24 protein-coding genes are annotated in these 24,990 nt (G+C 40.8%); 10 read left to right on the top strand and 14 right to left on the bottom strand.

The features are described from left to right. Position 1: 1 nt before the first annotated feature. Positions 2-2,899, bottom strand: a complete 2,898-nt coding sequence (locus tag CHA01nite_RS00785; RefSeq protein WP_146939316.1) for a SusC/RagA family TonB-linked outer membrane protein — start codon at positions 2,897-2,899, stop codon at positions 2-4. A 177-nt stretch (positions 2,900-3,076) separates the two neighbouring features. Between CHA01nite_RS00785 and CHA01nite_RS00780 the strand changes: the two genes are divergently transcribed. From CHA01nite_RS00780 to CHA01nite_RS00770, 3 genes are all read left to right on the top strand, one after another. Further along, the gene (locus tag CHA01nite_RS00780) at positions 3,077-4,264 is read left to right on the top strand and encodes an MFS transporter (protein ID WP_228458307.1); all 1,188 of its coding nucleotides are present in this window, start codon (positions 3,077-3,079) and stop codon (positions 4,262-4,264) included. A gap of 23 nt (positions 4,265-4,287) precedes the next feature. After that, positions 4,288-5,076 carry an NUDIX hydrolase gene (locus CHA01nite_RS00775; RefSeq protein WP_146939315.1) on the top strand — a complete coding sequence of 263 codons (789 nt, stop codon included), beginning with the start codon at positions 4,288-4,290 and terminating at the stop codon, positions 5,074-5,076. Positions 5,077-5,198: 122 nt separating this feature from the next. Then, positions 5,199-6,377 carry an acyl-CoA dehydrogenase family protein gene (locus CHA01nite_RS00770; protein ID WP_146939314.1) on the top strand — a complete coding sequence of 393 codons (1,179 nt, stop codon included), beginning with the start codon at positions 5,199-5,201 and terminating at the stop codon, positions 6,375-6,377. Between the two features lie 90 nt (positions 6,378-6,467). Here CHA01nite_RS00770 and CHA01nite_RS00765 read toward each other — a convergent pair whose 3' ends face one another. The 5 genes from CHA01nite_RS00765 to CHA01nite_RS00745 form a co-directional block, all read right to left on the bottom strand. Then, the gene (locus CHA01nite_RS00765) at positions 6,468-9,164 is read right to left on the bottom strand and encodes a PD-(D/E)XK nuclease family protein (protein ID WP_146939313.1); all 2,697 of its coding nucleotides are present in this window, start codon (positions 9,162-9,164) and stop codon (positions 6,468-6,470) included. Further along, positions 9,161-9,697 (bottom strand): DUF922 domain-containing protein, encoded by a 537-nt coding sequence (locus tag CHA01nite_RS21105; protein ID WP_228458306.1) that lies wholly within the window; start codon positions 9,695-9,697, stop codon positions 9,161-9,163. The genes CHA01nite_RS00765 and CHA01nite_RS21105 overlap by 4 nt, the downstream gene beginning before the upstream one ends. 4 nt (positions 9,698-9,701) lie before the next feature. Further along, positions 9,702-10,109 (bottom strand): hypothetical protein, encoded by a 408-nt coding sequence (locus CHA01nite_RS00755; protein ID WP_146939312.1) that lies wholly within the window; start codon positions 10,107-10,109, stop codon positions 9,702-9,704. 200 nt (positions 10,110-10,309) lie between these two features. After that, positions 10,310-10,945, bottom strand: coding sequence for a 16S rRNA (guanine(527)-N(7))-methyltransferase RsmG (gene rsmG, locus CHA01nite_RS00750; RefSeq protein WP_146939311.1), 636 nt, complete (start codon positions 10,943-10,945; stop codon positions 10,310-10,312). A 210-nt stretch (positions 10,946-11,155) separates the two neighbouring features. Next, positions 11,156-11,977 carry a GLPGLI family protein gene (locus CHA01nite_RS00745; RefSeq protein WP_146939310.1) on the bottom strand — a complete coding sequence of 274 codons (822 nt, stop codon included), beginning with the start codon at positions 11,975-11,977 and terminating at the stop codon, positions 11,156-11,158. A 143-nt stretch (positions 11,978-12,120) separates the two neighbouring features. Between CHA01nite_RS00745 and CHA01nite_RS00740 the strand changes: the two genes are divergently transcribed. The 3 genes from CHA01nite_RS00740 (at position 12,121) to CHA01nite_RS00730 (ending at position 16,946) form a co-directional block, all read left to right on the top strand. After that, entirely contained in the window at positions 12,121-13,314 is a 1,194-nt protein-coding gene (locus tag CHA01nite_RS00740) for a pyridoxal phosphate-dependent aminotransferase (protein WP_146939309.1), read from the top strand. A 66-nt stretch (positions 13,315-13,380) separates the two neighbouring features. Further along, a complete protein-coding gene (locus CHA01nite_RS00735; RefSeq protein ID WP_146939308.1) occupies positions 13,381-16,320 on the top strand; it encodes a M16 family metallopeptidase in 2,940 nt (979 codons plus the stop codon). Positions 16,321-16,517: 197 nt separating this feature from the next. Next, complete coding sequence (locus CHA01nite_RS00730; RefSeq protein ID WP_146939307.1) at positions 16,518-16,946, top strand: helix-turn-helix domain-containing protein; 429 nt, start codon at positions 16,518-16,520, stop codon at positions 16,944-16,946. A gap of 28 nt (positions 16,947-16,974) precedes the next feature. Here CHA01nite_RS00730 and CHA01nite_RS00725 read toward each other — a convergent pair whose 3' ends face one another. From CHA01nite_RS00725 to CHA01nite_RS00715, 3 genes are all read right to left on the bottom strand, one after another. Next, entirely contained in the window at positions 16,975-17,715 is a 741-nt protein-coding gene (locus tag CHA01nite_RS00725) for a GLPGLI family protein (RefSeq protein ID WP_170234661.1), read from the bottom strand. Positions 17,716-17,831: 116 nt separating this feature from the next. After that, positions 17,832-18,659, bottom strand: coding sequence for a GLPGLI family protein (locus tag CHA01nite_RS00720; RefSeq protein WP_170234660.1), 828 nt, complete (start codon positions 18,657-18,659; stop codon positions 17,832-17,834). Positions 18,660-18,710: 51 nt separating this feature from the next. Continuing rightward, positions 18,711-18,938 (bottom strand): bacteriocin-like protein, encoded by a 228-nt coding sequence (locus CHA01nite_RS00715; RefSeq protein ID WP_146939304.1) that lies wholly within the window; start codon positions 18,936-18,938, stop codon positions 18,711-18,713. A gap of 142 nt (positions 18,939-19,080) precedes the next feature. On the opposite strand from CHA01nite_RS00715, the gene CHA01nite_RS00710 reads away from it, so the two are divergent. Beyond that, positions 19,081-19,437, top strand: coding sequence for a helix-turn-helix domain-containing protein (locus CHA01nite_RS00710; protein ID WP_146939303.1), 357 nt, complete (start codon positions 19,081-19,083; stop codon positions 19,435-19,437). A gap of 58 nt (positions 19,438-19,495) precedes the next feature. Here CHA01nite_RS00710 and CHA01nite_RS00705 read toward each other — a convergent pair whose 3' ends face one another. Continuing rightward, positions 19,496-20,059 carry a GLPGLI family protein gene (locus CHA01nite_RS00705; protein WP_228458305.1) on the bottom strand — a complete coding sequence of 188 codons (564 nt, stop codon included), beginning with the start codon at positions 20,057-20,059 and terminating at the stop codon, positions 19,496-19,498. A gap of 455 nt (positions 20,060-20,514) precedes the next feature. Between CHA01nite_RS00705 and CHA01nite_RS00700 the strand changes: the two genes are divergently transcribed. The 3 genes from CHA01nite_RS00700 to CHA01nite_RS00690 all read left to right on the top strand — a co-directional run bounded on the left by CHA01nite_RS00700 (position 20,515) and on the right by CHA01nite_RS00690 (position 21,828). Continuing rightward, positions 20,515-21,147: a peroxiredoxin gene (locus CHA01nite_RS00700; protein WP_146939301.1), complete on the top strand. Its 633-nt coding sequence runs from the start codon at positions 20,515-20,517 to the stop codon at positions 21,145-21,147. Positions 21,148-21,271: 124 nt separating this feature from the next. Continuing rightward, positions 21,272-21,577 carry a thioredoxin family protein gene (locus CHA01nite_RS00695; protein ID WP_146939300.1) on the top strand — a complete coding sequence of 102 codons (306 nt, stop codon included), beginning with the start codon at positions 21,272-21,274 and terminating at the stop codon, positions 21,575-21,577. A 2-nt stretch (positions 21,578-21,579) separates the two neighbouring features. Further along, a complete protein-coding gene (locus CHA01nite_RS00690) occupies positions 21,580-21,828 on the top strand; it encodes a DUF6952 family protein (RefSeq protein ID WP_146939299.1) in 249 nt (82 codons plus the stop codon). Positions 21,829-22,193: 365 nt separating this feature from the next. Here CHA01nite_RS00690 and CHA01nite_RS00685 read toward each other — a convergent pair whose 3' ends face one another. From CHA01nite_RS00685 to CHA01nite_RS00670, 4 genes are all read right to left on the bottom strand, one after another. Next, positions 22,194-22,880: a Bax inhibitor-1/YccA family protein gene (locus CHA01nite_RS00685; RefSeq protein WP_146939298.1), complete on the bottom strand. Its 687-nt coding sequence runs from the start codon at positions 22,878-22,880 to the stop codon at positions 22,194-22,196. Positions 22,881-22,906: 26 nt separating this feature from the next. Continuing rightward, complete coding sequence (locus CHA01nite_RS00680; protein WP_146939297.1) at positions 22,907-23,374, bottom strand: peptidylprolyl isomerase; 468 nt, start codon at positions 23,372-23,374, stop codon at positions 22,907-22,909. A gap of 65 nt (positions 23,375-23,439) precedes the next feature. Next, entirely contained in the window at positions 23,440-23,886 is a 447-nt protein-coding gene (locus CHA01nite_RS00675) for a peptidylprolyl isomerase (RefSeq protein ID WP_146939296.1), read from the bottom strand. Between the two features lie 35 nt (positions 23,887-23,921). Beyond that, positions 23,922-24,956 carry an acyl-CoA reductase gene (locus CHA01nite_RS00670; RefSeq protein ID WP_146939295.1) on the bottom strand — a complete coding sequence of 345 codons (1,035 nt, stop codon included), beginning with the start codon at positions 24,954-24,956 and terminating at the stop codon, positions 23,922-23,924. Between the last annotated feature and the right edge of the window lie 34 nt (positions 24,957-24,990).

Genomic DNA, 24,990 nt, shown 5'->3' with positions numbered 1-24,990 from the left:
ATTAAAATTGAACATTAGCACCGAAAAGGAAGGTTCTGGCCTGTGGATAATAAGCTCTGTCTATCCCGAAAGTATCTCCTCCTGCAATTTCAGGATCATATCCCGTATATTTTGTAAAAGTTACCAGATTCTCTCCCGTAACATAAAATCTTATTTTAGAAGCACCTATGGTTTTTGCAGCATCTTGAGAAAGCGTATACCCTATCTGAATTAATTTCAGGCGGAGATAATCTCCTTTCTGAAGGTAATAATCCGACATCTTGGTATAATTCTGATTCGGATCATCTTTGGTTATCCTCGCAATGGTATTGGATGTTCCTTCACCTGTCCAACGGTTCAGAATGGCGGTCTGGTAATTAGCCTCCTGAATATCAAGCCTTCTCAGTCCCTGGAAAATTTTATTACCGGCTTGTCCCTGGGCAAAAACCATTAAATCAAAGTTTTTATAATTCATATTGACCGTAAAACCAAATGTATATTTCGGTACAGAATTTCCGAGATTCACAAAATCATTGTCATCAATCTTACCATCTCCGTTTGCATCCAGTCTTTTATAATCTCCTGGTTTCGCATTAGCCTGAATCAGTCCTCCGGAAGCGTTCCTATAAGCATCTATTTCAGCTTGATTCTGGAAAACCCCCAGATTCTGGTAACCATAGAAAGAACCATAGGATTGGCCTACCTGTAATCTTGAAACCTGCCCTAGGGTCTGATATGACGCAAAATTTACAAATTCTTTATCGCCTTCAAGTCTTAAGATTTCATTTTTCAGATAAGCAAAATTTCCATTGGCAGAGATACCGAAATCTCCCCAGCTTTTTTTGTATCCCAAACTTACTTCAATTCCATCATTATTCATATCGCCGATATTTCTAAAAGGATTTTGGCTTAATCCTAAATATCCCGGAAGTTCAACTCTTCTCAGAATATCCGTACTCTTTTTTCGATAGAGGTCGACACTCAGATCAAAATTTCTGAAAAGTTTAAGGTCGGCAGCAATATTGATCTGCGATGTCCTTTCCCATTTTAAATCGGGATTTTCCAATGTACTTGGTGCATATCCTACCCTGATGATATTATCTCCTGAAGTGTAGTTGCTGCCTGGAACAAGAAAACTTGCGTAGGCAAAATCATCAATTGCATCATTACCAAGTACTCCGTACCCACCTCTCAGTTTGAAGCTATTGACAACATTGTTTTCGGGCCAGAAGTTTTCATTGGAAATATTCCATCCCAATGACATTGCCGGGAAATTACCCCAATGATTGTTTCTTCCAAATTTTGATGAACCATCTCTTCGCAGGGTCCCTGTAAAGAGGTATCGATTATTATAATCATAGACTACTCTGGCGAAATAAGATGCTTTATGAGTCTGTTTCCCGTCCCATGCGTTCGAAGTTTTATCTGATTCAGCGACATCAAAGTTAAAAGATGCATCCTCCCAATTATTTACCGGAAGATTTTTATAAGTGGCTCCCTGCCCATAAGAAATATTATACTCGTAATACCCCTGACCTAATAAAATGCTTAAATTGTGCGCTCCGAATTTATTCTGGTAAGTAATCGTATTTTCAGTGTTCCATTCAAATTTTTTCTGCATCTCACGGTAAAGACTGTTGGTGAGATTATTATTTGCAGTACTTAGATAAGCTATGGGAGTAAAAGCCTGATTGCCCCAATAGGCAAGTTTTCCATTAACACTTGACTTAAAGTTGATATGCTTATTGATTTTTACATCGGCGAAAACATTGGCTACAATATCATCTGACCATCTGTATCTCCCACGCTGTGTTTCCTGGAATGCTAGAGGGTTAGTCATCTCTTTACTCACATAACTGGAAATTCCATAAGGATTTCCGTATTGATCCCTTACAATATTAGCATTATTCGTGTAGACAGGTAAACTGAGGTCCGTAGCAAGTACAGAGGTGATGGGATCAAGATTAATGGCTGAACTCAGCGGTCCTCCGAATTCATTGTTATCATCAATTCCCTGTGCCTTAACGTGCGTATAGGCAAATGTTTGACCCACTGTCAGGAAATCAAAAACTTTATGGGTGGAATTGAATCTTCCGTTGATTCTCTTATAATTAGAAATATCTCTTAAAACAATTCCTTGCTGATCGTAGTATCCAAATGATGTATAAAATGTGGATTTATCGCTTCCCCCACTGATGCTAATCTCATGAGACTGCCGCTGTGCGCTGTTGAAAATCTGTTTCTGCCAGTCCGTTCCTGTTCCCAGTGAAGCAGGGTTAGAAAATACAGGAGCTTTTCCATCATTTATATTAGCTTCGTTCATGATGGTGGCATATTGAGTAGCATTCAGAAGATCAAGCTTTCTGGCGGCACTTCCAACTCCGAAAAAGCCATTGTAAGAAAGATTCATTCTTCCTCTTGCTCCCTTTTTCGTTGTGATAAGAACGACACCTTTTGCTGCGGAAACTCCATAGATTGCGGCTGACGCACCGTCTTTTAAGATTTCCATCCCTTCAATATCAGACTGGTTCAGCCATCCGATATTATCTACGACAATACCGTCTACAACCCAAAGCGGATCATTGCTTCCCGCTCCGAAACTGGTAATACCTCTTACCCGTACAGTGGGTGCTGAGCCCGGTTGTCCGGAATTCGAGATCACACTTACACCGGCTGCCCTTCCCTGCAATACCTGTTCCGGTCTGCCCGCTACCGGAGCATTTTCAATGTCGCTTGCCTTGATGCTGGAGATGGCTCCCGTGACGTTACTCTTCTTCTGGGTACCGTAACCGATCATCACCACTTCCTCAATTTTCTGCTCTTTCGGAAGGGTGTCGTTCTTTGTGTTCTGGGCATTGAAACTGGCCGTAAAATACAGCACTGCCACCATCCCCAAACTCCTAGATATTCTTACATTCATATACAGTTAGTTTTTTAATTCTCAAATTGAGACAATAAAAATATATTTTTTTTTAAATAATTAACATTTTATTAATAACTATTTTAATATTTCCAGTATTTTTGGGGGTTTCAGGGCCTAAATTTTATCCTCCAAACCCTGGATATTTAAAAAAAACCGATAAAAAGTTTCCCCAAAATGACGACCAAGCTCTCCGAATTTTCCCTTCCGCTTAAACTTACCTTCCTTATTTTCTCCATGGTGCTAAACTGCATGGGCATTGTAATCCTTCAGCTTTCGGAAGCAAAAATCACCTATGATAAACTGGGTTTTTTAGAGTCTTTCAAAGATCTTCCCGTTGCTTTTATTTCACTTTTTGCGGTGAACTTTATCAGCAGAACCGGAACAAAAAATTCATTGATTCTGGCATTAACAATTGTTGGGATCTGTTCACTTATCTTACCGTTTGTGGAAGTTTTCTGGTTTTATAAGTTATGGTTTGCCGTTATCGGGGCCTGTTTTGCAGTCGGGAAAATCTGTGTCTTCGGAATCATCAGAAATAATATTCCGGATGAAAAGTCGCTGGCGAAAACCATGAACAGTGTGGAAGCTTCTTTCATGATCGGTATTTTTGTAGTCAATACCGGTTTCGGCTGGCTCATTTCCAGCCGGTTTTCGGAATTCTGGAAATTCGGGTTTTTATCGATCTCGGTCCTGTCGGGAATTGCGATATTCTTATTTTCCAGACTGAAGATTTCAGAACCTGAGAAATCGGACCAGAACAATGTTTTTAAAGAAGTCTCCAATTTAATCAACCCGATGCTGATTATCTTCTTAGCCGTTATTTTTTCTATTCTATTTGTCGAACAGAGCTTCAATTCCTGGCTGCCGTCGTTTTATAAAAACCACCTGAAAGTCAACTCTTTCTTTGCCCTTCAGGCTTCCTCCTTCATGGCTTTGTTTTCCTATGTCGGAAGAATAATTACGGCCAATATCATTCAGAGGTTTTCCCTATCGAAATATTATATCCTGTGTATTTCATTAATTCTGCTGGTGCTGGCGATCATCATCGGAATCCAGTTTGCCGATGCGGAAGACTCCCGGATTCTGCTTTTTTTATTTCCTGTGATCGGGCTTTTCCTTTCACCGCTTTATCCGGTAATCAATTCAAAAATGATTGTCCGCATCGATAAATTAAAAGCCAATCTTCTTACTTCGCTGATCGTTATTTTCTCCTCTCTGGGAAGTTCGGTAAGTTCGATGACGATGGCGGTACTGTTTGAAAACCGGATGCTTAATTTTTATCCGTTCTATATTTTGTGTGCTGTGTCCGTACTCTTTATTATTAGCTTAATTTATTTTAGATTTGCAGATCAGAAAAATTAGAAAAAAATTTTATTTTTACTTCCATGAAAATCAATAACGAAAAAAACAAGGAAACCCTTCAGGAACTCATTGATACAAAAGATTTTGTAGCACACGTATCTGTAGACTGCACCATATTTGGTTTTCATAACAACATCCTGAAAGTCCTGCTGCTGAAATACCACGACCTCGACCTTTGGTCGCTGCCCGGCGGTTTTGTCTTCAACGATGAAGACCTCCGCGAAGCGGCTGCCCGCGTTTTATACGAACGGACCCACCTGAAAGACATCTTCCTGAAACAGTTCCACACTTTCGGAAGAATCGACCGTACGGAAAACAACGTGCACCAGATCCTTCTTAAAAACAAGGGCGTTGAAGTACCGAAGGACCACTGGATCTTCCAACGGTTCATTACGGTGGGCTACTGCAGCCTGATCGATTTTTCGATGGCCAACACATTCCCGGATGCTTTTAACGAAAGCTGCGAGTGGTTTGAGGTAGACAAGCTTCCCAAAATGGCTTTCGATCATGACCGGATTATCGAAACGGGTCTGGAATACCTGAGGATGAACATCAATACCGAAGTAGCCGCCAGCAATCTGCTTCCTGAGAAGTTTACTATGAAAGACCTTCAGCTGCTGTATGAAACCATCCTGAATGAACAGTTCCGGAGAAACAATTTCCAACGCAAGATCTTAAGCCTGAATATTCTGGAACGGCTGGAAAAGCTGTACGACGGTTCTGCCAATAAAGCACCGTATCTGTATAAGTTTAAAAACAGAATCTACAATCCTGCCAACCATTACCCGATTTCCAACGAAGAGGAAGACTGATTTTTAGGGGCTTCCGTTTCAACATCCGGCGTAAGTTTTTAATAATCAGCCGGTAAAAGACATTTGAAAATAAATTTCCCTGTAATAATGAAAAGTCTTATTTTTAGGAAAATTAAAATAGAATGTCATATTATTCCCTTACCAGCATCCCCGATTATTATGGGATCGATGCTTTACTTACCGAAGAACATAAGCTCATCCGGCAGTCCGTAAGAGACTGGGTGGAGGGTTTCGTGATGCCGCAGATCGACCAGGCTGCCCAAAACCATACCGACATTCCCAATCTGATGAAGGAGTTAGGTCAGATCGGCGCACTGGGACCTTATATTCCTGAAGAATACGGAGGTTCCGGGCTGGACCAGATTTCCTACGGACTGATCATGCAGGAGCTCGAAAGAGGTGACTCTGCCGTCCGCTCTGCTGCTTCCGTACAGAGTTCCCTTGTGATGTTCCCGATCAATGAATTCGGTTCCGAAGAACAGAAGAAAAAATACCTGCCTCAGCTGGCATCCGGAGACATGATCGGTTCTTTCGGGCTGACCGAGCCCAATCACGGTTCTGATCCGAGCTCAATGGAAACCAGTTTCAAAGATATGGGCGACCATTACCTGCTGAACGGCGCCAAAATGTGGATCACCAACTCCCCGCTCTGTCACATTGCCGTAGTCTGGGCTAAAAATGAGGAAGGGAAAGTTCAGGGACTGATCGTGGAAAGAGGAATGGAAGGTTTCACTACGCCGGAGACCCACAATAAATGGAGCTTACGGGCTTCCAAAACGGGAGAACTGGTTTTTAATAACGTAAAAGTTCCCAAAGAGAATCTGCTTCCCGGCGTCACCGGCCTGAAGGGACCGCTGTCCTGCTTAAATTCTGCCCGTTACGGAATTTCATGGGGTGTCATCGGTGCAGCCATCGATTGTTATTGCACTGCAGTTCAATATTCCAAGGAAAGAAACCAGTTTGGGAAGCCCATTGGTTCTTACCAGCTTCAACAGAAAAAGCTGGCCGAATTTTTAACGGAAATCACAAAGGCACAATTGCTCTGCCTACAGTTGGGAAACCTTAAAAATGAACATAAGGCAACACCCGCACAGATCTCCATGGCCAAAAGGAACAATGTAAAAATGGCGATCGATATCGCGCGCGAGTCGCGCCAGATCCTGGGCGGAATGGGCATTATGGGTGAATTCCCGATGATGAGACACGCTGCCAACCTGGAATCCGTGATTACTTATGAAGGAACGCATGACGTCCATTTGCTGATCACCGGCCTGGATATCACGGGAATCAATGCCTTTTAAACAATAGATTTTAAAACATAAGAAAAGAGCTTGAAATCAAGCTCTTTTCTTATGTTTATTCTATGGAAAACCTATGAGGTTTGATAGGATTTAATTATTGCTGTAAGCTTTGATTTCCTCCACAAAATTAATATCCGGATTCAGGATTTCTTCGATCAGGCTTTTCACCGATTTCATGGCATCATCGATATCCCCTTTTTCAAACTGCAGGGAGACCACCCCTTTTTTGGCTTCGGCAAAACTCCAGATTCCCGTCTCAACCGGCATTCCCCAGAATTCGGGAAGGTTCTGGACCACATACTGGTAAATGCAAAGCTGAAGGGCCTGCTTCCGGTCACTGTTGTGGAAGTATTCTTCAACATTGGATTCGTCAATTTTCACCGTCAGGTTCTTGATTTTTGCCGTTTTATAATCGATAATCCTAAGGGTACCATTCAGGCGGTCAATCCGGTCGATAAATCCGAAAAAGGAAATTTTATTATGGTCTTCCAGGTAAAAATCGACTCCTTCGAAGCGTTTTTCAATATCTAGAATTTCTAAGGTATTGCCGTCTTTTATCAGCTCAAGGTCATAGGTCAGGATATTTTCGATTACCTTTTTAGCAATGGCTTTGTGGATGAAATTCATTCCCTTCTCATAAAATTCCGGCTGGTGCTTAAGCTTTTCGATGGCAGTTTCAATATACTGATCAATAGCTTTAACTGAATCTTTTAAATCGCTTTCTTTTAAAACTTTACCCTTCAACACTTCATACACCTCTTGAAGCGTATAATGGACCAGGTTTCCATAATTTTTCACGGAGAGTTCTTCTTCGATCTCATCGCTTTCTGAAGTATTCAGAATCTTGGAAAGGTAAAAATCAATAGGGTTATACAGGTAACTGGTCAGGTGTGAAGCGGAAACTTTCTCTTTCCATTTCTCAAGCCTTTGCATCACGACATCCGTCTTGGAAATTTCAATTGGCTGGGTTACGATCGGCTCTGAAGAATTTTCAATAATAACATGCTCGATCGGATGGGAACTTTCCATTTCGATCTGGGTAATGAAGCGGCTTTTCTCTCCGGTATTCACGCCTGAGCTTAATGCATTAAACAACAGATGGACATTTTTTGCATCCTGGATCAAGCGGTAAAAATGATAGGCATAAATGCTGTCGTTTTCCAGAAAAGTATGAAGATCGAAAACCCTCCGGATGTCAAATGGAATATAAGTATTCTGCGAATTTCCAAGCGGAAGCTTCCCTTCGTTCACGGAAAGCAGGATCACATTTTCAAAATTCAGCAGACGGGTTTCCAGCAGTCCCATAATCTGCAGCCCGCGCAGCGGCTCCCCCTGAAAGTCGATGCTTTCGGAATTGATATGCTGATTGATCAGGATTTCCAGCGTTTCCATCCTGATTTCAAATTGGTACGGGGCCAGCTGGTTCTTGATAATCCTGAAAGCGTTTTCAAAATGCGAAACGTTTTCGTACTGGATATCATCAATTTCCAGCCATTTGATCTTGCGGCAAAATTCAATAAGGACATCCAGATACCGATTGGCAGATTCTGCCCTGATCAGTAAATTGTAATACGAAAGGTCTCCCAAAAGCTCCTGGAGCAATTTTTTTGAGATGTATACAATATTCCGTTCTTCTATCTTGGCTTTAAAATTATTGATCACCAATTCATCTTCAGCAGATTTCGGCAGTTCCTCCAGGATCGGGAAAATATCACGGTAATAATAGGATGACCTGTTTTTCTCCAATTGCTTCTGGAGATAAAAAAGCTGCTTGACGGCATTGGAGAACGAGAGGTTTTTCAAGGGAAAACCCATAGTAATATTCAGGTTCCGGACGCCATGCATGACATCCAGGCTTGCGGGAAGAAGATTTTCATCCAGCAGCACGACAGCGGTATTCGAATAGGTTTTATCTTCAATCGCTTCAAAGATTTCCGGAAGAATTTTGGTCTGGGTAATATTTCCTGAAACTTCGTAAACTTTTATATTTTTAGGCTGGCTGAAATCATCTTCAATCCACCGGAAAGCCCGGTTGTCGTCAAATTCTTTCCAGGTCTTATGATTCCGTAAAAACTTTCCGGCCTCCTGCCTTTCATCGTCGAAATAATAGCGGTCTGCCTGAAAGAAGCATTGGGCTTTGTTCCACTGCAACATGCTCCTGACCAGTTTTTCCTCAGCGGGAGTAAAGGCATTGAAGCCGCAGAACACATATTGCTGCTTTGTATTTTTAGCGAAATCACTGATGTTTGCTTTTGCCGCTTCGTTAATCATCCCGGAAGTCGCCCACTCTTTTTCCTGCAGCTTTTTCTTTAAAACCGGAAGGAAGACATTCATATTCTTCCAGAAATTCAGGAATTTCTTTCTGGGAGTATCGTCATCTTCCCCTAAGTCCTGTGCCCATTCCTTGATCCGTTCTTCATCGAACATATATTGCAGGACCGCCGTATCGCTGTCGGAAAACTTCAGCATGTCGTCCCAATCTTTCTGCAGAGTCGGAAACCACTTCAGGAATTCGGCAAAATCGTCATTCGGGATCAGATTCAGGCCTTTGTAGACATCAAAAGCAAAAAGCCAGAGTGCAATCCCCTGGATTTCCTGCTGGCCGGCAATCCTGTCAATCAGTTCCTCAATGGTAAAAAAGGTCGGGAGAAAACCCGAATAGTTGCGGTCTTCCAGGATCCGCCTGATGAAGACAACCGGACGTTTCCCGGGAAGCACGATATTAAACTCAGATAAATCTGCGTTCTGTTGCAGGAGTTCATCAATAACTTTGTTCAGGAATTTCAAGACGTTCTAAAGCTTTTATAATTTTCCAATTCTTCAGCAATTACACGGTTATATTCCGACTGTTTATCTTCCACCATTCCGTTTTTTGTTTCACCGTCATAGGCACGCTGGAAATCCTGGTATTCTTTCAGGATCCTGCTGTAAACAGATTTAAAGTATTTATCGAAATCCGCTCCTGTTTTTATTTTTTCCGAAACTTCTTTTCGCAGCTTGCGGGCAAAAACTTCGGCAACATCAAAATGCTTCTGCTCATGAAGCAGTACATAATCGTTGATCCGCTTATCGTCTTTCCAGGATTTGTCTTCGTTAAAGATGGTTTCGATTTTTATTTTTACCGGTGCCTTCGGATTGGAAGATTTTACGTACGAATATGACCAGCCGCAGTTCGTATAAGCGACGACATTGGCTCCTCTCTGGTTGTTGACCCGGCTTTTAAAATTGCTCCAGTTCAGTTTTCTTCCTTCTTCCCAATAAATTTTCTGGGCAGATACCACATGGGAAATCAGAAAACAAGCTACAAAAATTCCTTTCATTTATTTATTCAACTACTATGGTTTTAGTGATCCAGCTGTTGCCTCCGTTCCAGAATTTAAAAGTATAGGTACCTTTCTGCTGCGGACTGAAATTGATCTGGTTGGCCGAGGTATAGGCACTCTGGGTACACGGTCCATCCGTTACGTATTTATAAGCGGTTACCGTTCTTGTTAAATTATCACTCTGAACATAATCATACCCGTAAAATCCTTCACAGTGAGATGCATAAGTAGAATAGGTCTTAATACTCTGCACCGAAAAGACATCCATCGTATCATTAACTATTCTTACGCTGTCAATTTTTATCCGGTCCGTGGATTCAATGGTATTATAATCGTCGTTATTATTGCAGGAAGTCAGAAGTAATCCTAAAACCAATGCCGGAAAACCAATAGGAAAATACTTTTTCATCGCTAAAAATTTTGATTAATATTAAAAATTTAACAAAAATTATTCCTCAGTAATATAAAAGAGAACCTTGCTTAAAGGTATGACTTTAAATGATTAAGAGCCCAAAAATTTTCAGATAGCTGCGATCCTGGCTTTTTTTAATCTTAAATCATGGTCTGATAATTTTTTTGCTTTACGATCAGTCCGTCAGCCAATGTTCTTTAAGAATTAAAATTTCCTTTAGACAGATATACTACTTTTTTAGTATCATAAAATTCTTCGTCAAAATAATTCTTAAGGCTGAAAATTTCGCATTTCAGTCCGGCCAGCTCTTCCGCCAGGTCCCCGCCTTTCAGATACAGGATACCATTGTGCTTCGGGTTGAACTGTTCCTTTTCAAATTTACCTTTCAGCCATCTGAGGAACTCCGGCATCTGGGTAACGGCACGGCTCACTACGAAATGGAATTTCTCCTTCAATTTCTCCGCTCTTCCGTGGATAGCTTTTACATTTTTTAACCCTACCCCTTCGGCTACGGCATTTACCACCGTAATCTTCTTCCCGATGGAATCGATCAGCGTAAATTCAGCTTCAGGAAACAGGATGGCCAGGGGAATGCCCGGAAATCCGCCGCCAGTACCGATATCCAGTACTTTTGTTTCTGGAGCAAAAGCCATTACTTTCGCAACCCCTAAAGAGTGCAGAATATGCTTTTCATAAAGCGATTCCATATCCTTCCTGGAAATCACGTTGATTTTCTCGTTCCATTCCTGGTACAGGTTTTCCAGTTTGCTGAACTGGTCGATCTGTGTTTCTGTAAGATCCGGAAAGTATTTTAATAGTAACGTTGTAGACATCTGAAATATTATAAAACGCAAAAATAAGTTTTTTTACCCGCTTTATTCAAAAAATAAAAGATGGCCCGGAGACAATCTTCAAAATTATTAAAGTATTGATGATGTTTACCTATATCAAAAACACTTCATTGAATTGATAAACCGGAAGAGCTGATTTTGTTTACCAGAAAAACTTCAGGCATCCATCTTCCATCTTCCAGCCCATCCAAATCACTTTCTCTCAATGAAATTGTCGGTTCGTTTCAACCGCCTGGTAATTTCTTCGTCGAGCTTCTGCACTTTTTTCATTTCATCGGCTCCGAATCGGGCCACATATCCGTCTTTCAGGCGGATGGAAACCCGGCTGTCCTGCTTGCTGACATCCATTCCTTCGATATCTTCATTGGTAAAAGAATAATTGGCCATAGCTTTTTTATATTCGGCAAAGGTAATCTGCTTCGGGGATTTCGGTAAAATAACCGGTAAGGCGTTGATTTTTTTAATCTGAATTAAATTAAAAACATGGTCAGTTCCAGTGTCTTTAAGCGTGATAATCAATCCCGGAAGTCCACTGAATTTATAAGGGCCGTCGTTCAACGGATACTCTTTGCTGAACCAGGCTTCCCAGGTCCGCCCCTTATAATCTGCCGTTGCTTTCTGGCAGTTCATGTCATTGATCTTCGCAAATTCTTTTTCGATTTTCCATTGCGGGCTTTCGGTTTCAGGAATCAGGATATTGACGGTCTTGAAGTTATCGTAAAAACTGATTTTCTTTTTCGCGTAATCCTTTTCGATGATGTAGCTTAAATTCTGGTCATAGGATTTAGCCTGAAAAAGATCTTTGAAATCCCCCGTTACCGCATAGGTGGAATCCCGCTGATACTTCACCGAATTATAAAAATAGGATTTTTTACCGTCGGTATCCAGATTCATATAATCGGTAATTACAGAATCTTTTTTAGCAGCATCCGGCTTCATTTTATATTCATAAACGAATCGGTAGCTTTGGGCGGATGCCATCGACATCATAAACAGCAACAGGAGTTTGTACATTTTATTTATTTTTTATTGATCATCCGATTGAATAACTACAAATATAGTGATAAACTTTATCAAAGGCTTATCATCAAAGTCGTTTTATTTTATTTTTCGAGAAATACTTTTTATTATATATTTGTTACCCTAGAAACAAGTACATGGAGAAACTTTCAGAAAGAGTAAACAGACTCGGTTACTCACAGACTTTCGTGATGTCCAATAAGGCAAGAGAAATGAAAGCCAGCGGAATAGATGTCATCAGCCTGACCCTGGGCGAACCCGACTTTGATGTCCCGGACAATATTAAACAGGCCGCTTTCGATGCCATTAACGAGAACTACAGCCATTATTCTCCTGTTCCGGGGTTCCTGGAACTCCGTCAGGCCATTGCGCACAAACTAAAAAGAGATAATTATTTAGAATATACGCCGGCACAAATCTGTGTTTCCAACGGCGCCAAGCAGGCGATCATCAATGTCCTGGCTGCCCTGCTGAACGACGGTGATGAAGTCATCCTGCCGAATCCGTACTGGGTAAGCTATGACGAAATGGTAAAGATGATGGGCGGTGTATCCGTTATGCTGCCGACTTCCTATGTCACGGATTTTAAAATTACGGCCGAACAGCTGGAAGAAGCCATTACCGATAAGACCAAAGCGGTCCTCTTCAGTTCACCATGTAATCCGTCCGGCGGATATTACACCTACGATGAACTGAAATCTTTAGCGGGAGTTATTGCCAAATATCCTCATGTGACCGTTATTTCCGATGAAATTTACGAGTTCATCAATTATGAAACGAAAACTACTTCCATTGCCCGGTTTCCTGAAGTCTACGAACAGACTGCGGTGATCAACGGGATGTCCAAGGCTTTTGCCATGACCGGCTGGAGGATCGGTTATTCCGCATGCCCGGAATGGCTGGCCAAAGCCTGCGAAAAAATCCAGGGCCAGATGACCAGCGGTGCCAATACCGTGGCGCAGCGGGCTTCCATCACGGCTTTACAGGCCGATCCTTCGGAATATAAATACATGATCGATGCTTTTAAGAAAAGACGGGATCTTGTGTATGACCTGATGACAGAAATTCCCGGTTTCAAGGTGGTCCTGCCCAAAGCAGCCTTTTACTTCTTCCCTGATATTTCCCACTATATCGGCAAAACACTTAATGGTACGGAAATAAAAAATTCCGACGATTTTGCGATGTTCATTCTGGAACATGCGCATGTAGGGTGTGTAGGCGGTGTCTCGTTCGGTAGCCCGGAATGTATCCGGTTTTCGTATGCCGCTTCGGAAGAGGATTTAAAAGAAGCGATGAGAAGAATTAAAAATCTTCTGGATCCTTTTAATTAAATTGAACAAGTAAAAATACCGTAATACGGTAAACCTTGAATTTTAAATTTTAATTTCCTATTTAAAATGAACATCTTAAAAAAAATAACCCTTGTTACCAGTATTGCAGCTGCCAGCTTCTGCGGATATGCTTACGGACAGGATTTCCAGTGGAAAGAAGCACAGTCAAACGGCTATACGTATAAATATGTAACAAATGACCCGACGGCAGCGAGATATTACACTTTAAAAAACGGACTGACCGTTATTTTAAGCCCGACTAAGAAAGATCCGCGAATCCAGACCTATATTGCGACCAAAGCGGGAAGCAAGACGGATCCTTCAGACCACACCGGCCTGGCCCACTACCTGGAGCACATGCTCTTCAAAGGCACCGACGCTTTCGGTTCCAAAGACTGGGCGAAGGAGAAGCCGCTGCTGGATCAGATCGATGCCCTTTACGAAAAATACAATACAACAAAGGACGAAGCCAAAAGAAAAGAAATTTATAAAGAAATTGATAAAGTTTCCGGCGAAGCCGCCAAGTATGCCATTGCCAACGAATACGACAAAATGATGGCGGGCATGGGCGCCGACGGGACCAATGCTTTTACCTCATACGAACAGACCGTCTACACGGAAGACATCCCGGCCAATGTGACGGATAAATTTCTGGCACTTCAGGCCGAACGTTTCAGACAACCGGTCTTAAGGCTTTTCCACACGGAACTCGAAGCAGTGTATGAAGAAAAGAACAGAGGCCTGGACAGTGACGGAAGAAAAGTCAATGAAGCCATGTTTGCCGCCATGTTCCCGAACAACAATTACGGAAAACAGACGACCATCGGAACGATTGAGCATCTTAAAAATCCTTCTTTAAAGGCGATCCGTGATTATTACAACAGCTATTATGTTCCCAACAATATGGGGATCATTATGTCGGGGGATTTTAATCCGGATGAAATGATTGCCAAGATCGACCGTGCTTTTTCCTATATGAAAAACAAGCCGGTTCCGGTTTACAATCCGGGGCAGGAAAGTGCGATTGCGGCACCCATCACCAGAGAAGTCTGGGGCCCGAATCCGGAAAACATCATGATCGGATTCCGTTTTCCGGGAGCGACCACCAAAGATGCCCGGATGCTGAATTTCATCGGCAGTATGCTGACCAACGGACAGGCCGGTCTCATTGATCTGGATCTCGTGAAAAAGCAGAAGCTGTTAAGTGCCTATGCCTATCCTTATGTCCTGAAAGATTATTCAGCCCTTTTAGTGCAGGGTAATCCTACGGAAGGACAGTCGCTGGATGAAGTGAAAAACCTCCTGCTTCAGGAAATCGATAAACTCAGAAAGGGCGAATTTTCCCAGGACCTGATGCAGTCGATCGTGAACAACGAGAAGAAAAACATGATCCAGAAATACGAAAAATATACGTCGAGGGCGGAATCGCTGATGGATGAGTTTACTTCGGAAGTGGATCACAGGACCCAGCTGGAATACATCGGAGAGATTTCCAAGCTGACGAAAAAAGACATCATGGATTTCGCATCCCGGTATCTTAAAGACAACAATTACATAGCCGTTTACAAAAGAAAAGGGGAAGATAAAAACATCGTTAAAGTAGATAAACCGACGATCACACCGGTTTCCGTAAACCGGGAAGACCAGTCCCCGTTCCTGAAGAAGATCGATGAGATGCCGGAATCCCCGATCGCGCCGGTATGGCTGAATTTCGATAAGGACATTGCAAAGAGCAATGTGAAATCCGTAGAAGTACTTTCGGTGAAAAATACCGATAACGACCTGTTCAGGCTGTACTATTATTTTGATGCCGGAAAATGGAACAACAAAATCCTTCCGATCGCTGCAGAATACCTGCAATACCTGGGCACGAAAAACAAATCTTCGGAAGACATCAGCAAAGAATTCTATAAACTGGCCTCAAGCTTTAATGTAAGTGCCGGAAACGAAGAAACCTACGTAACGGTGGAAGGACTGAATGAAAATTTCAATAAAACCACCGCCTTGTTTGAAGAACTCATCAAAAACTGTGTGGCCGATCAGAAAGCATTGGATGCTTACAAAATAAGACTGAAAAAATCCAGGGCCAATGCCAAGCAGAATAAAAGTGCCATCATGAGCGGGTTGAGAAGCTATGCCCAATACGGTTCCCAGAATCCTTTCAACAATACCCTGAGCGACGCGGAACTGGATGCTTTAAAAGCCGAAGACCTGGTGAATATGCTGCATGATCTGTTTAATTTTAAACATAAGATCCTTCACTACGGGCCGAAATCGGCTGAAGAGGTCGCTTCTTCCCTTACGAAGATCCATCAGGTTCCGAATACCCTGAAGGAAATGCCGAAATCCAAAACGTTCACGCAGGTGGCTACCGATAAAAACAAAGTGCTGTTTGCGCATTACGATATGGTGCAGGCAGAAATTTTCTGGGTACGCAACAGCGATCCTTACAATGTGAGCATTACCCCGACTGTTAACCTGTTCAACAATTATTTCGGCGGCGGAATGGGCTCCGTGGTTTTCCAGACCATCAGGGAATCCAAAGCGCTGGCTTACTCCACTTATTCCTATTTCTCGCTTCCTGGCAAGAAAGAAGACAAAGACATGATCATGGCGTATGTCGGAACACAGGCCGATAAGTTCAATGAATCGACTACGGCGATGAACGAACTCTTAACGACCCTTCCAAAGTCCGACCAGCTGTTTGAAACGGCGAAAAGCGGTCTCAGAAAGACCATTGCGGCGGAAAGGATTACTCAGGACGGCATCATCTTTACCTACCTGAAAGCACAGAAGCTCGGAAACAATTCAGACATCCGTAAAAATGTCTATGAACAGGCTCCGGAGCTGACCTTTGCCGATATCAACAGCTTCCACGATAAGGAAATGAAAGGCAAAAGCTACACCTACTGCCTCGTGGCATCGCAGGACAAAGTAAGCGAAGCCGATATGCAGAAACTTGGTGAAATGAAAAAACTGAACCTCACTGAGATATTCGGTTATTAAATACAAGAGACTGTCCTGAAGGCAGTCTCTTCTTAATTTTGGAATTGACCTGCCCTACAGCAGGTTTTCTATTTTAAAAACTTTGGCAAAGATTCTGACTTTGGCAAATGCTAAATTGCACAGCAAACTTCTCCCTTGCCCAATCCCCTAATATTTTCTAAATTTACCCTTTACTAACTAATAAAAAAACACCGGTCATGGAACAAAAAGTACATCAGGGGCGCAACGTAAAAAGATTCAGGGAGATGCTGGGCATCAAGCAGGAAGCTTTGGCTTTCGACCTGGGTGAAGACTGGAACCAGAAAAAAGTATCGCTGCTGGAACAGAAGGATGTCATTGAAGACTCTCTGTTGCAACAAATTTCAGAAGCGTTAAAGATTCCTACAGAGGCTTTTCGCAATTTCGATGAGGAGCAGGCGGTTCAGATTATTTCGAATACTTTTAATGATCAATCCAATGGATATAACTATTACCCGACGATTCATATCAATCCTTTTGAAAAATGGCTGGAAACTTTAGAGGAAATCAAAAGGCTTAATGAAGAGAAAGCGGCTTTATACGAGCGCATCCTCAAAGAGAAGAATGGAACGATTGAAATGCTGGAGAAGCTTATACAGAATAAATAATACACAGACCTGCCGCACAGCAGGTTTTTTATTTGTACTCGACTCTGTGATTAAGTTCTATCGGATTGTTATTGTCTCTGATTACTTTTTTTAATCTATCAGTTTCTTGTTTCATAGGTACAGAAGCTGCATTGCCTGCTCCGTCATCTTTTTTTACGGGAACTCCCATGGATTTCATACGTGCGAAAGGATCTGAATAATAATTGATTGCTAATTTCTGAAATTGTTCCCAGGTTAATTCAGAACCCTTATTTCTATAATATATCTTTTCACCTCCGTTTTTTATTTCAGTTAAACTAAAACTATAATCATTCTTATCGTCTGAGATTTTAACGATCAAACCAGGTAGTCCCATGAAGATATAAGGTCCATCCTGAATGGGAATTTCATTAGTGAACCAGGCTATCCAATTTCTACCTCCATAATTAACCTCTGCTTTTTGAACATTGAAATTCGCCATTTTACTTTTATCAGGCAAAATTTCCCAGTCAAGTTTTTCTGTAATTTTTACTGAATAGATATCTCGATAAACACTTTGAATACTCTTATAAGTAATATTTTCAATTAAGTTCTTGGTAACATAAAATTGATCGTCTAATCTCATTTTCCTACCTAACCCCAAGCCCGTGAGCGCGATAAGTGAATCCGATTGTTTTTCTTCTTCAGTTCTGAAAATTGATACCTGATCTTTAACATCCAAAACGGTTTTTTCTGAAACAATATTGTCCTTTAAAGGATTGGGTTTGTAATACAAATCATACGTAAACACTTTATTTTGAGCATCGATGTTCCGAAAAATAACTTAAAACAATAAAGCACATATTTTGTCATAAATTTTCCATGCGTTAAATAATACTGATTAAATATTGCAACTGCAACTTCAATTTAAGGATATTTTACCGCTTCTGAAAGTTCTATCGGATTGTTATGACTTTTTATAAATTTTTGCTTTGTCCGTGTCATTTCATTGATATTCGGCTTCTTCAACTCACCGGAAGAGCTCTCTATAAAGGCTCCGTCATTACGCATTTCTTTATAAGGATCATGGTAACGGTCTAGACAAATCTTCTGGTATTCTTTTCCGGAAATGGGAATTGCATTCAGATTATTAAATAAACTATGATCTGCCGGATCTGTATTTTTTAAAGACAGCAATTCAAATGTATAATTTTTTCTGGAATCTTCCATATACAGGATGGGGCCCGGTAACCCTTCAAAAATATACGGACCGAAATTTAAAGGTATTTCTTTGGTAAACCAGGCAGTCCATTTTCTTCCTTTGTACTTTAGCTGAGCTTTCTGACATATATAATGATTAATTTTTTTCGTTTCTTTCAATATTTCCCAACTGAATTTCTTTTCATTTTCATCCAGCCTGTAAATTGTACTATTTGGTGGAAAATTAAAAAATTTACTAACCGTTAATTTATCATGATTGCTGACAATGGAAAAATCAGAATCAAACATGGGCTGATAGACTTCCTTCCCTAATTTCATTTTTTCCTGATAAATAGAATCTTCCTTGTAAAAATCATATGAACAAAAACTCGTCTGCTCCTGACGGATCTCTAAAACCATATTTTTTGTTAAAGTTCTGTTATCCAGAGAATCCGCTTTATAGATCATCTTATAGATCGCTTTGTAATGCTGAGCATAATTCCGGGCGCCAATCAGTAAAAACACCAACAGAAAAAGTTTGAATAAATTTTTCATTTTAGATAATTTAATAAGAATGGTATGAGGCCTCATACCATTCTAAGATAATTAGTAACAATTTCCGTCGGTTCCTGAAGAAAAAGTCCTGCAGATGGTACCAGACACCGGATGACAGGGTCCGGATCCGGAACTTACGATAGCCCCCAAACTGCCATCGGGATTTCTTTTATAATGGACATGGCAATCATTAGCAGCAGACAGGTCACTGCCTGGTGCAACAAAACTTCCTGTAATATTTAATAATTCTCTTCTCGAAAGTTTTTTAAAATTTTTCATAATTTAATGGTTTAAAAATTAATTTTTCTTATACTACCATTTTTCCGGATCAATTGGTAGTGACAAAATTGAAAATTGTTTTCATATTTGTCAACTAGGGAATTAATTATTTTGATCAGAAAACTCATTAAATCTAAAAAACATGAATATTGGAATTAAAATTAAAACCTTAAGGGAAAAACGGCCCATTTCCCAGGCCGAGCTTGCTTTTGAATTAGGAATCTCTCAAGGGACCTTACATAATATAGAAAGCGGAACTTCGAAAAAAATCGATTTCCTGCTGATGAGTAAAATATGCCGGTTCTTTAATAAGGATTTTGAATATTTTCTGGAGGGAAATTATACAAATAGCGCTAACGGGCAGGCCGGTCATCACCCGGACTCCATTATCACCCATCTTCCTGAAAATTTTCTTGAGGAATTCAAAAAATTAGTACAGCAGAATCAGGCTCATGAAAAATTTATTGAAGAATTAAAGAATCAGATCAATAGCCAATAGCCAATAGCCAATAGCCAATAGCCAATAGCCAATAGCAAAATTATAAAATTCCGGAATTTCATTCATAATTTACTTTATGGTTCAGTTCAATTGGGTTATTATTTTCTCTGATCTGTTTTTTCAGTTGTTTTGTTAATTTATTAAGATCCTTAGGAACCGGATTCCCTTTTTCGTCTCCGGACTGTACTTTCATATTCCTTGCTTTAATTTCTGCAAAAGGATCAGAATAATAATCCGTTTTAATTTTCTGAAAGTCTTTCCAACTGATAACCTGTACCTTTCTGACAGCAAATAAATTGTCTTTTTTAAATTCTTTTGTTTTAATCAGACTGAAGCTGTAATCCGACTGGCTATCCGAAATATTTACGATAAGTCCCGGCAGCCCGTTAAAAACATAAGGGCTTTCAGGTACCGGAAGACTTTGGGTAAACCATGCCGTCCAGTTTTGGCCTCCATAATTTACCGTTGCCATCTGACAGTCCAGATCCGCAATTTTCTTTTTGTCCGGAAGAATTTTCCAATCTAATTTTTCATCAATTAAAATGGAATATTTGTCGTTAAAAAAGTTGGTAAAAATGATTTTCTGAATCTCCCTGGTTTCCAGATTTTTCAGAATATACACTTGAGGAATTAAAGACCGGTGACCTCCCCAGTCCTAAACCCGTTCTATAAATCAGAGAATCGGAAGCACGCTCACGCTCCGAACGAAAAGACGATTCCGCTCCTAAAATATCCAAATAATAATTTTCTGTAACCAGCTCCGGCTTATCCGGATTGGCTTTATGCTTAAGCTGATAAATGCAGGTGATATACTATGCAAGACAAAAAGCCGGCAGGAAATTCAACAACAAAAATATTTTTTTCATGGGTTTTATTGATTTTTATCAAATTTAATAAATTCACACCTTATCGGATTCCAATTAAAATAATACTTAAAAATCATTGATGTCAGGACTTTTTTCCTTCTCATGCTATCAAAATTAATTATAGATTATATTAATCAGAGTGCTTTTGTACGATAGATGCAGTATGTTTATCTTTGCATCAGAAAATTTAAATATAAAAAACCAAGAAATTATGTCTCTAGTAGGAAAAAAATTCCCAAATGTAACCGTAGACGCCATGTCTGAAATGGGGGATGATCTTAGAATCAACATCTTAGAAGAAGCTACTGCCAACCAGCAGAAAGTACTTTTGTTCTGGTACCCGAAAGATTTTACTTTCGTATGCCCGACGGAACTTCACGCATTCCAGGAAGCTCTGCCTGAGTTCGAAAAAAGAAACACAAAAGTAATCGGTGCTTCTTGTGATACCAACGAGGTACACTTCGCATGGCTGAACGTTTCCAAAGACAACGGTGGTATCGAAGGCGTAACTTATCCTATTCTGGCGGATACCCACAGACAACTGGCCAACATGCTTGGGATTGTAGACCAGGATTTCGAATATAACGAAGAAGGGGAAGAAGTTTTCACCGGATCAAACGTAACTTACAGAGCAACTTACCTGATCGACGAGACCGGAAAAATTTTCCACGAATCGGTAAACGATATGCCGCTTGGCAGAAACGTAAAAGAATATATGAGACTGATCGATGCTTATACGCACGTTCAGAAGCACGGTGAAGTTTGCCCTGCCAACTGGGAAGAAGGAAAGGATGCGATGAAAGCAGACCGTACTTCTACTGCTGAGTATTTAGCTAAAAATTAAAAATTTTTAATATAACAATGTAACAATCTAACAGTGTAACAATTTTTAAGAGCAGTTTTTTGAATTGTTAGATTGATTAATTTTCAGATTGTTACATTGTTTATTTTTTATAAAAAAATAAACAATGTATACCGAATTAACAGAAGATACGCTTCAGAATATCGTAAGCGAAAATGAAAAAGTGGTTGTTCAATATGGAGCGACATGGTGCGGGAACTGCAGGATTATGAAGCCTAAATTTAAAAAATTAGCTTCTGAAAACGACAGCATTCCTTTCCTGTATGTAGATGCGGAAAAACTGCCGGAAAGCAGAAAACTGGCTAAAGTGGATAATCTTCCGACGTTTGCCATTTTCAGAAACGGTGAACTGGTAAACCAGGTACAGTCTAACCAGGCGGAAAGTTTAATCAATTTATTTAACGAGTTGTAATTATGAAATTACCGATTATCAGACAGTTCTACCAGAACCAGACGCCTGCAAATTTAGAGAAGACCCTTGAAGTACTTGAAAGCTTCACGGAATTCAGAGGAACTACCGAAGAAGATCTGAATGTTGCCGGAGAGCTTATTACCAATATCTGCGGCGCCCTGGAAGTTCATGCCAGCGTACAGAGCGGAATGAGTGAAAAGGATGCTTTGAATTCTTTTGCCCAGAAGGTTTTAGGTTCGATCGACAAATAGTTTCAAACACTAATTTCACAAATATTTTTCACAGATGAACACAAATATAAGATTGTGGCGCCTGTGATTTTATTAGTGCCATTTGTGTTTAGACTCACAGAAATTTTAAACACTAATTTCACCAATTTCTTCACGAATGAACACAAATATAAAATTGTGACGCTTGTGATCTTATGAGTGCCATTTGTGTTTAGACTCACAGAAATTTTAAACACTAATTTCAATAATTTCTTCACGAATAAACACAAATATAAAATTGTGACGCTTGTGATTTTATTAGTGCCATTTGCGTTCAACCGACCAAAAATAAAAATCCCGATGCCCAGACATCAGGATTTTTTGGTTAATCAAATTTCTTATGTCGATTAGCTTCTTCTGCTCATCAGGATACTCAGGATATACCAGAACAACAGCATGATGGAGGCAAACAGCTGTAAAGATGCTCCTACATATTGATTCGTGCTGTATGCATTCTTCAGGATGCTGGTCTGATACAGAATCGTTGCAGAAGCCAGGATCACCATTCCCACGGAAAACCAGAGTCCTAAATTGAATCCGAAAAGCATTCCGCCTGCAATCAGTCCCAAAGAGATAAATCCGCCGATAATGATTACATTTCTTAAAAAAGAAAAATCCCTTTTGGAAGTAAATGCAACCAGGGAAATCCCGGCAAACATCGCTATAGTAAGCATGGCCGCCTGGAAGATAACGTTCGGTCCTGCATAGAGCGTAGCAATCTTGATCAGCGGAAGGAATATCACTGCTTCCAGGATGATATAAAACCCAAGTCCGAAATACTGCGTAGACCGGCTTTGCGAAAGCGACCATTTGGTGGCCAGCACCGAGGCCAGCCAGAATACCCCGATAATCAGCAGCCAGATGTACCGTTGGGCAAACATGGCAAAAATCAATTGGTCCGGAACCATTTTAAGCATGACACTTTCTACCCCGATAAAAGCAAGGATCGACAGGGCCACATGGATGTAGGTCTTCCTGTAAAACGCTGCTTTATCCACATCATTGGCATGCGCCACTAAAACATTTGTCATCATAGTTTTATTTTTTAGTTTAAATTATTTTATTTCGTAACCTTATACGGCTTGATCCCCATTATTTTTCCGTCTTTTTCGAATACGGCCGTGATGATCTTCGCCGGTTCAGCCGATTGGTCATCCGCATATTTGTACTGGATCATCGGATAGCTGCTTCCATCAATAAAAGGCTTGTAGCCGCTTTTAGTAATGGCAAAGGTTTTACTGGTATCAATATCAACAGCCAGCTTCTGATAGACTGCTTCCGTAACCATTTTTCTTGCTTTTTCCGACAGCAGTGCATCCATTCCTTTCCGGTCGGAAGCTTTCAGCGCACTGATGAATTTCAGGAAATTACCGTTATACAGGGCAAGCTCCTCTTTGCTTAACTGCAAAGCCGCTTTGGTACCGGTATCGATATTCTCCTTTTTTGTTTCAGCTTTAGGAGTTGCTTTTTTCTGGGAGAAAAAGAAAGGTGCCGATAAGACGGACAGGATGAATATTGTTTTTTTCATAAGCTCTTATTTCAGATAACCCATTAACAGAAATACCTACGTACTTATTGTCTGCAGTTTGTCTTTTATTTGCTGTATTCCGGCTTAACCCCGAGAATCTTGCCGTCGTTTTCAAAAATGACGGTGATGATATCCCTTGGCGGATCCGACGGGTCATCGGCATATTTGTACTGGATTGCCGGATAAGTCTCATTATCCAGCAGTTTCTGGTAGCCCGATTTATACACTTTGGTCTTCCGCTCAAAACTGATCCCGCCGGACAACTTCCGGATTACATCATCGGATACAATATGCTTTACTTTATCGGAGATCAGATAATTGACAGCCTGCGTATCCGAATCTTTCAGTGCTGTTACAAACTTTATAAACGACTGGTTGTAAATGGCAAGCTGGTCTTTGCTTAATTCGGAAGTCAGCTCAATTTTCTTGCTTTCTACAATTTTGATCTGGCTTGCCTGGGAAAATCCCAGCTGAAAAGCCAATACGGTAAGTACCGTCACTATTTTCTTCATACGGATCAGGATTGGTAACGGCAAGATACGAAGAATTATATTACCGATAAAAATTTCATGGTGTCCACGTTATCTGCGTAGGTATTCAGTCCCGGATTCTGTGCCTCGCCCGGGGTAATGGAGTCCAGACCCAGTTCTTCCCTGGCTACGATACACTGGATATGCTCTTCATTTTCAGCGATAAACCCTTTCACTTCATCCAGGGAAGAATACCGGCTGAAATTGATAACGGAAAGAGGACTGAATAATTTTTCATCCTCTTTCAGCATCACGAAATTATTATCCCAGAACTTTTCCTGGTTCAGCAGGTAGATTGCCCGGTTGTAGTCGTAGTTGTTAGCATATTTATGATGGTTGATGATATCCTGAAACCCGACAAAGCTCTCGAAAATACGGTCGATTACAAAATCTTCAGGAATAAACAGGCGGGTTACGTTTCTGCAGCCCAAGCCGAAATACCGGAAAATATCCTCCGCCAGCAGCTTCAGTTCGTTTTCCGTTTCGTCACCTTTTAAGACGGCAACTGAAGTTCTGTTTTTACGGATGATATGCAGGTGGTTTTTAAAATAATACTCAAGGTAGCGCGCCGTATTGTTGCTTCCGGTGGCTATTACCGCATCGAAGTTCTCCAGCCGCTCAACAAATTCAAACGGAACGGTGCCTTCTGAAAATTCATTCCACTTTTTTAAGAGGAACGGGATCATGTACTTATCCTTTGAAGAAAGCTTGATCACCGGGATATGGTTGCTCAGCACCACGGAAATCACATCATGGAAACCGACCAGCGGAATATTCCCGGCCAGGATAAGCCCTACCCTCTTTGAGATTTTTGAAATCTGATATTCCTTCAGCCAGTTGTTTATATTTTCTTCTGTAAGCAGACCGGCCCACTGCTGCAGGGCAAATCTTTGGTTTTCAATGGTGAACCACGGGTTTTCTATTTGGGTTCTTTGTAATAAAGATTCAAAACCGGCATCCTCTTCATTGTAAGTTGGCTGATCTTTTGCTAAAAAGTCTTTTATATATTCACTGAGTCTGATAAGACCTAAAACTTGATTTTCGGTATTCATAATTACTGTAAAATTGGGGAATATTTTGTAATTT

Origin of the sequence: Chryseobacterium hagamense (genome assembly GCF_007991455.1) — a bacterium.
Taxonomy (GTDB): domain Bacteria; phylum Bacteroidota; class Bacteroidia; order Flavobacteriales; family Weeksellaceae; genus Chryseobacterium; species Chryseobacterium hagamense.
The sequence above is the reverse complement of the archived record's forward strand: the minus strand, read 5'-3'. Positions and strand labels throughout refer to the sequence as shown.

Bases quoted from the DNA above. Each gene is read 5' to 3' on its own strand.
- CHA01nite_RS00785 (WP_146939316.1), bottom strand. From the start codon at position 2,899: ATGAATGTAAGAATATCTAGGAGTTTGGGGATGGTGGCAGTGCTGTAT.
- CHA01nite_RS00780 (WP_228458307.1), top strand. From the start codon at position 3,077: ATGACGACCAAGCTCTCCGAATTTTCCCTTCCGCTTAAACTTACCTTC.
- CHA01nite_RS00775 (WP_146939315.1), top strand. From the start codon at position 4,288: ATGAAAATCAATAACGAAAAAAACAAGGAAACCCTTCAGGAACTCATT.
- CHA01nite_RS00770 (WP_146939314.1), top strand. From the start codon at position 5,199: ATGTCATATTATTCCCTTACCAGCATCCCCGATTATTATGGGATCGAT.
- CHA01nite_RS21105 (WP_228458306.1), bottom strand. From the start codon at position 9,697: ATGAAAGGAATTTTTGTAGCTTGTTTTCTGATTTCCCATGTGGTATCT.
- CHA01nite_RS00755 (WP_146939312.1), bottom strand. From the start codon at position 10,109: ATGAAAAAGTATTTTCCTATTGGTTTTCCGGCATTGGTTTTAGGATTA.
- rsmG (WP_146939311.1), bottom strand. From the start codon at position 10,945: ATGTCTACAACGTTACTATTAAAATACTTTCCGGATCTTACAGAAACA.
- CHA01nite_RS00745 (WP_146939310.1), bottom strand. From the start codon at position 11,977: ATGTACAAACTCCTGTTGCTGTTTATGATGTCGATGGCATCCGCCCAA.
- CHA01nite_RS00740 (WP_146939309.1), top strand. From the start codon at position 12,121: ATGGAGAAACTTTCAGAAAGAGTAAACAGACTCGGTTACTCACAGACT.
- CHA01nite_RS00735 (WP_146939308.1), top strand. From the start codon at position 13,381: ATGAACATCTTAAAAAAAATAACCCTTGTTACCAGTATTGCAGCTGCC.
- CHA01nite_RS00730 (WP_146939307.1), top strand. From the start codon at position 16,518: ATGGAACAAAAAGTACATCAGGGGCGCAACGTAAAAAGATTCAGGGAG.
- CHA01nite_RS00720 (WP_170234660.1), bottom strand. From the start codon at position 18,659: ATGAAAAATTTATTCAAACTTTTTCTGTTGGTGTTTTTACTGATTGGC.
- CHA01nite_RS00715 (WP_146939304.1), bottom strand. From the start codon at position 18,938: ATGAAAAATTTTAAAAAACTTTCGAGAAGAGAATTATTAAATATTACA.
- CHA01nite_RS00710 (WP_146939303.1), top strand. From the start codon at position 19,081: ATGAATATTGGAATTAAAATTAAAACCTTAAGGGAAAAACGGCCCATT.
- CHA01nite_RS00700 (WP_146939301.1), top strand. From the start codon at position 20,515: ATGTCTCTAGTAGGAAAAAAATTCCCAAATGTAACCGTAGACGCCATG.
- CHA01nite_RS00695 (WP_146939300.1), top strand. From the start codon at position 21,272: ATGTATACCGAATTAACAGAAGATACGCTTCAGAATATCGTAAGCGAA.
- CHA01nite_RS00690 (WP_146939299.1), top strand. From the start codon at position 21,580: ATGAAATTACCGATTATCAGACAGTTCTACCAGAACCAGACGCCTGCA.
- CHA01nite_RS00685 (WP_146939298.1), bottom strand. From the start codon at position 22,880: ATGATGACAAATGTTTTAGTGGCGCATGCCAATGATGTGGATAAAGCA.
- CHA01nite_RS00680 (WP_146939297.1), bottom strand. From the start codon at position 23,374: ATGAAAAAAACAATATTCATCCTGTCCGTCTTATCGGCACCTTTCTTT.
- CHA01nite_RS00675 (WP_146939296.1), bottom strand. From the start codon at position 23,886: ATGAAGAAAATAGTGACGGTACTTACCGTATTGGCTTTTCAGCTGGGA.
- CHA01nite_RS00670 (WP_146939295.1), bottom strand. From the start codon at position 24,956: ATGAATACCGAAAATCAAGTTTTAGGTCTTATCAGACTCAGTGAATAT.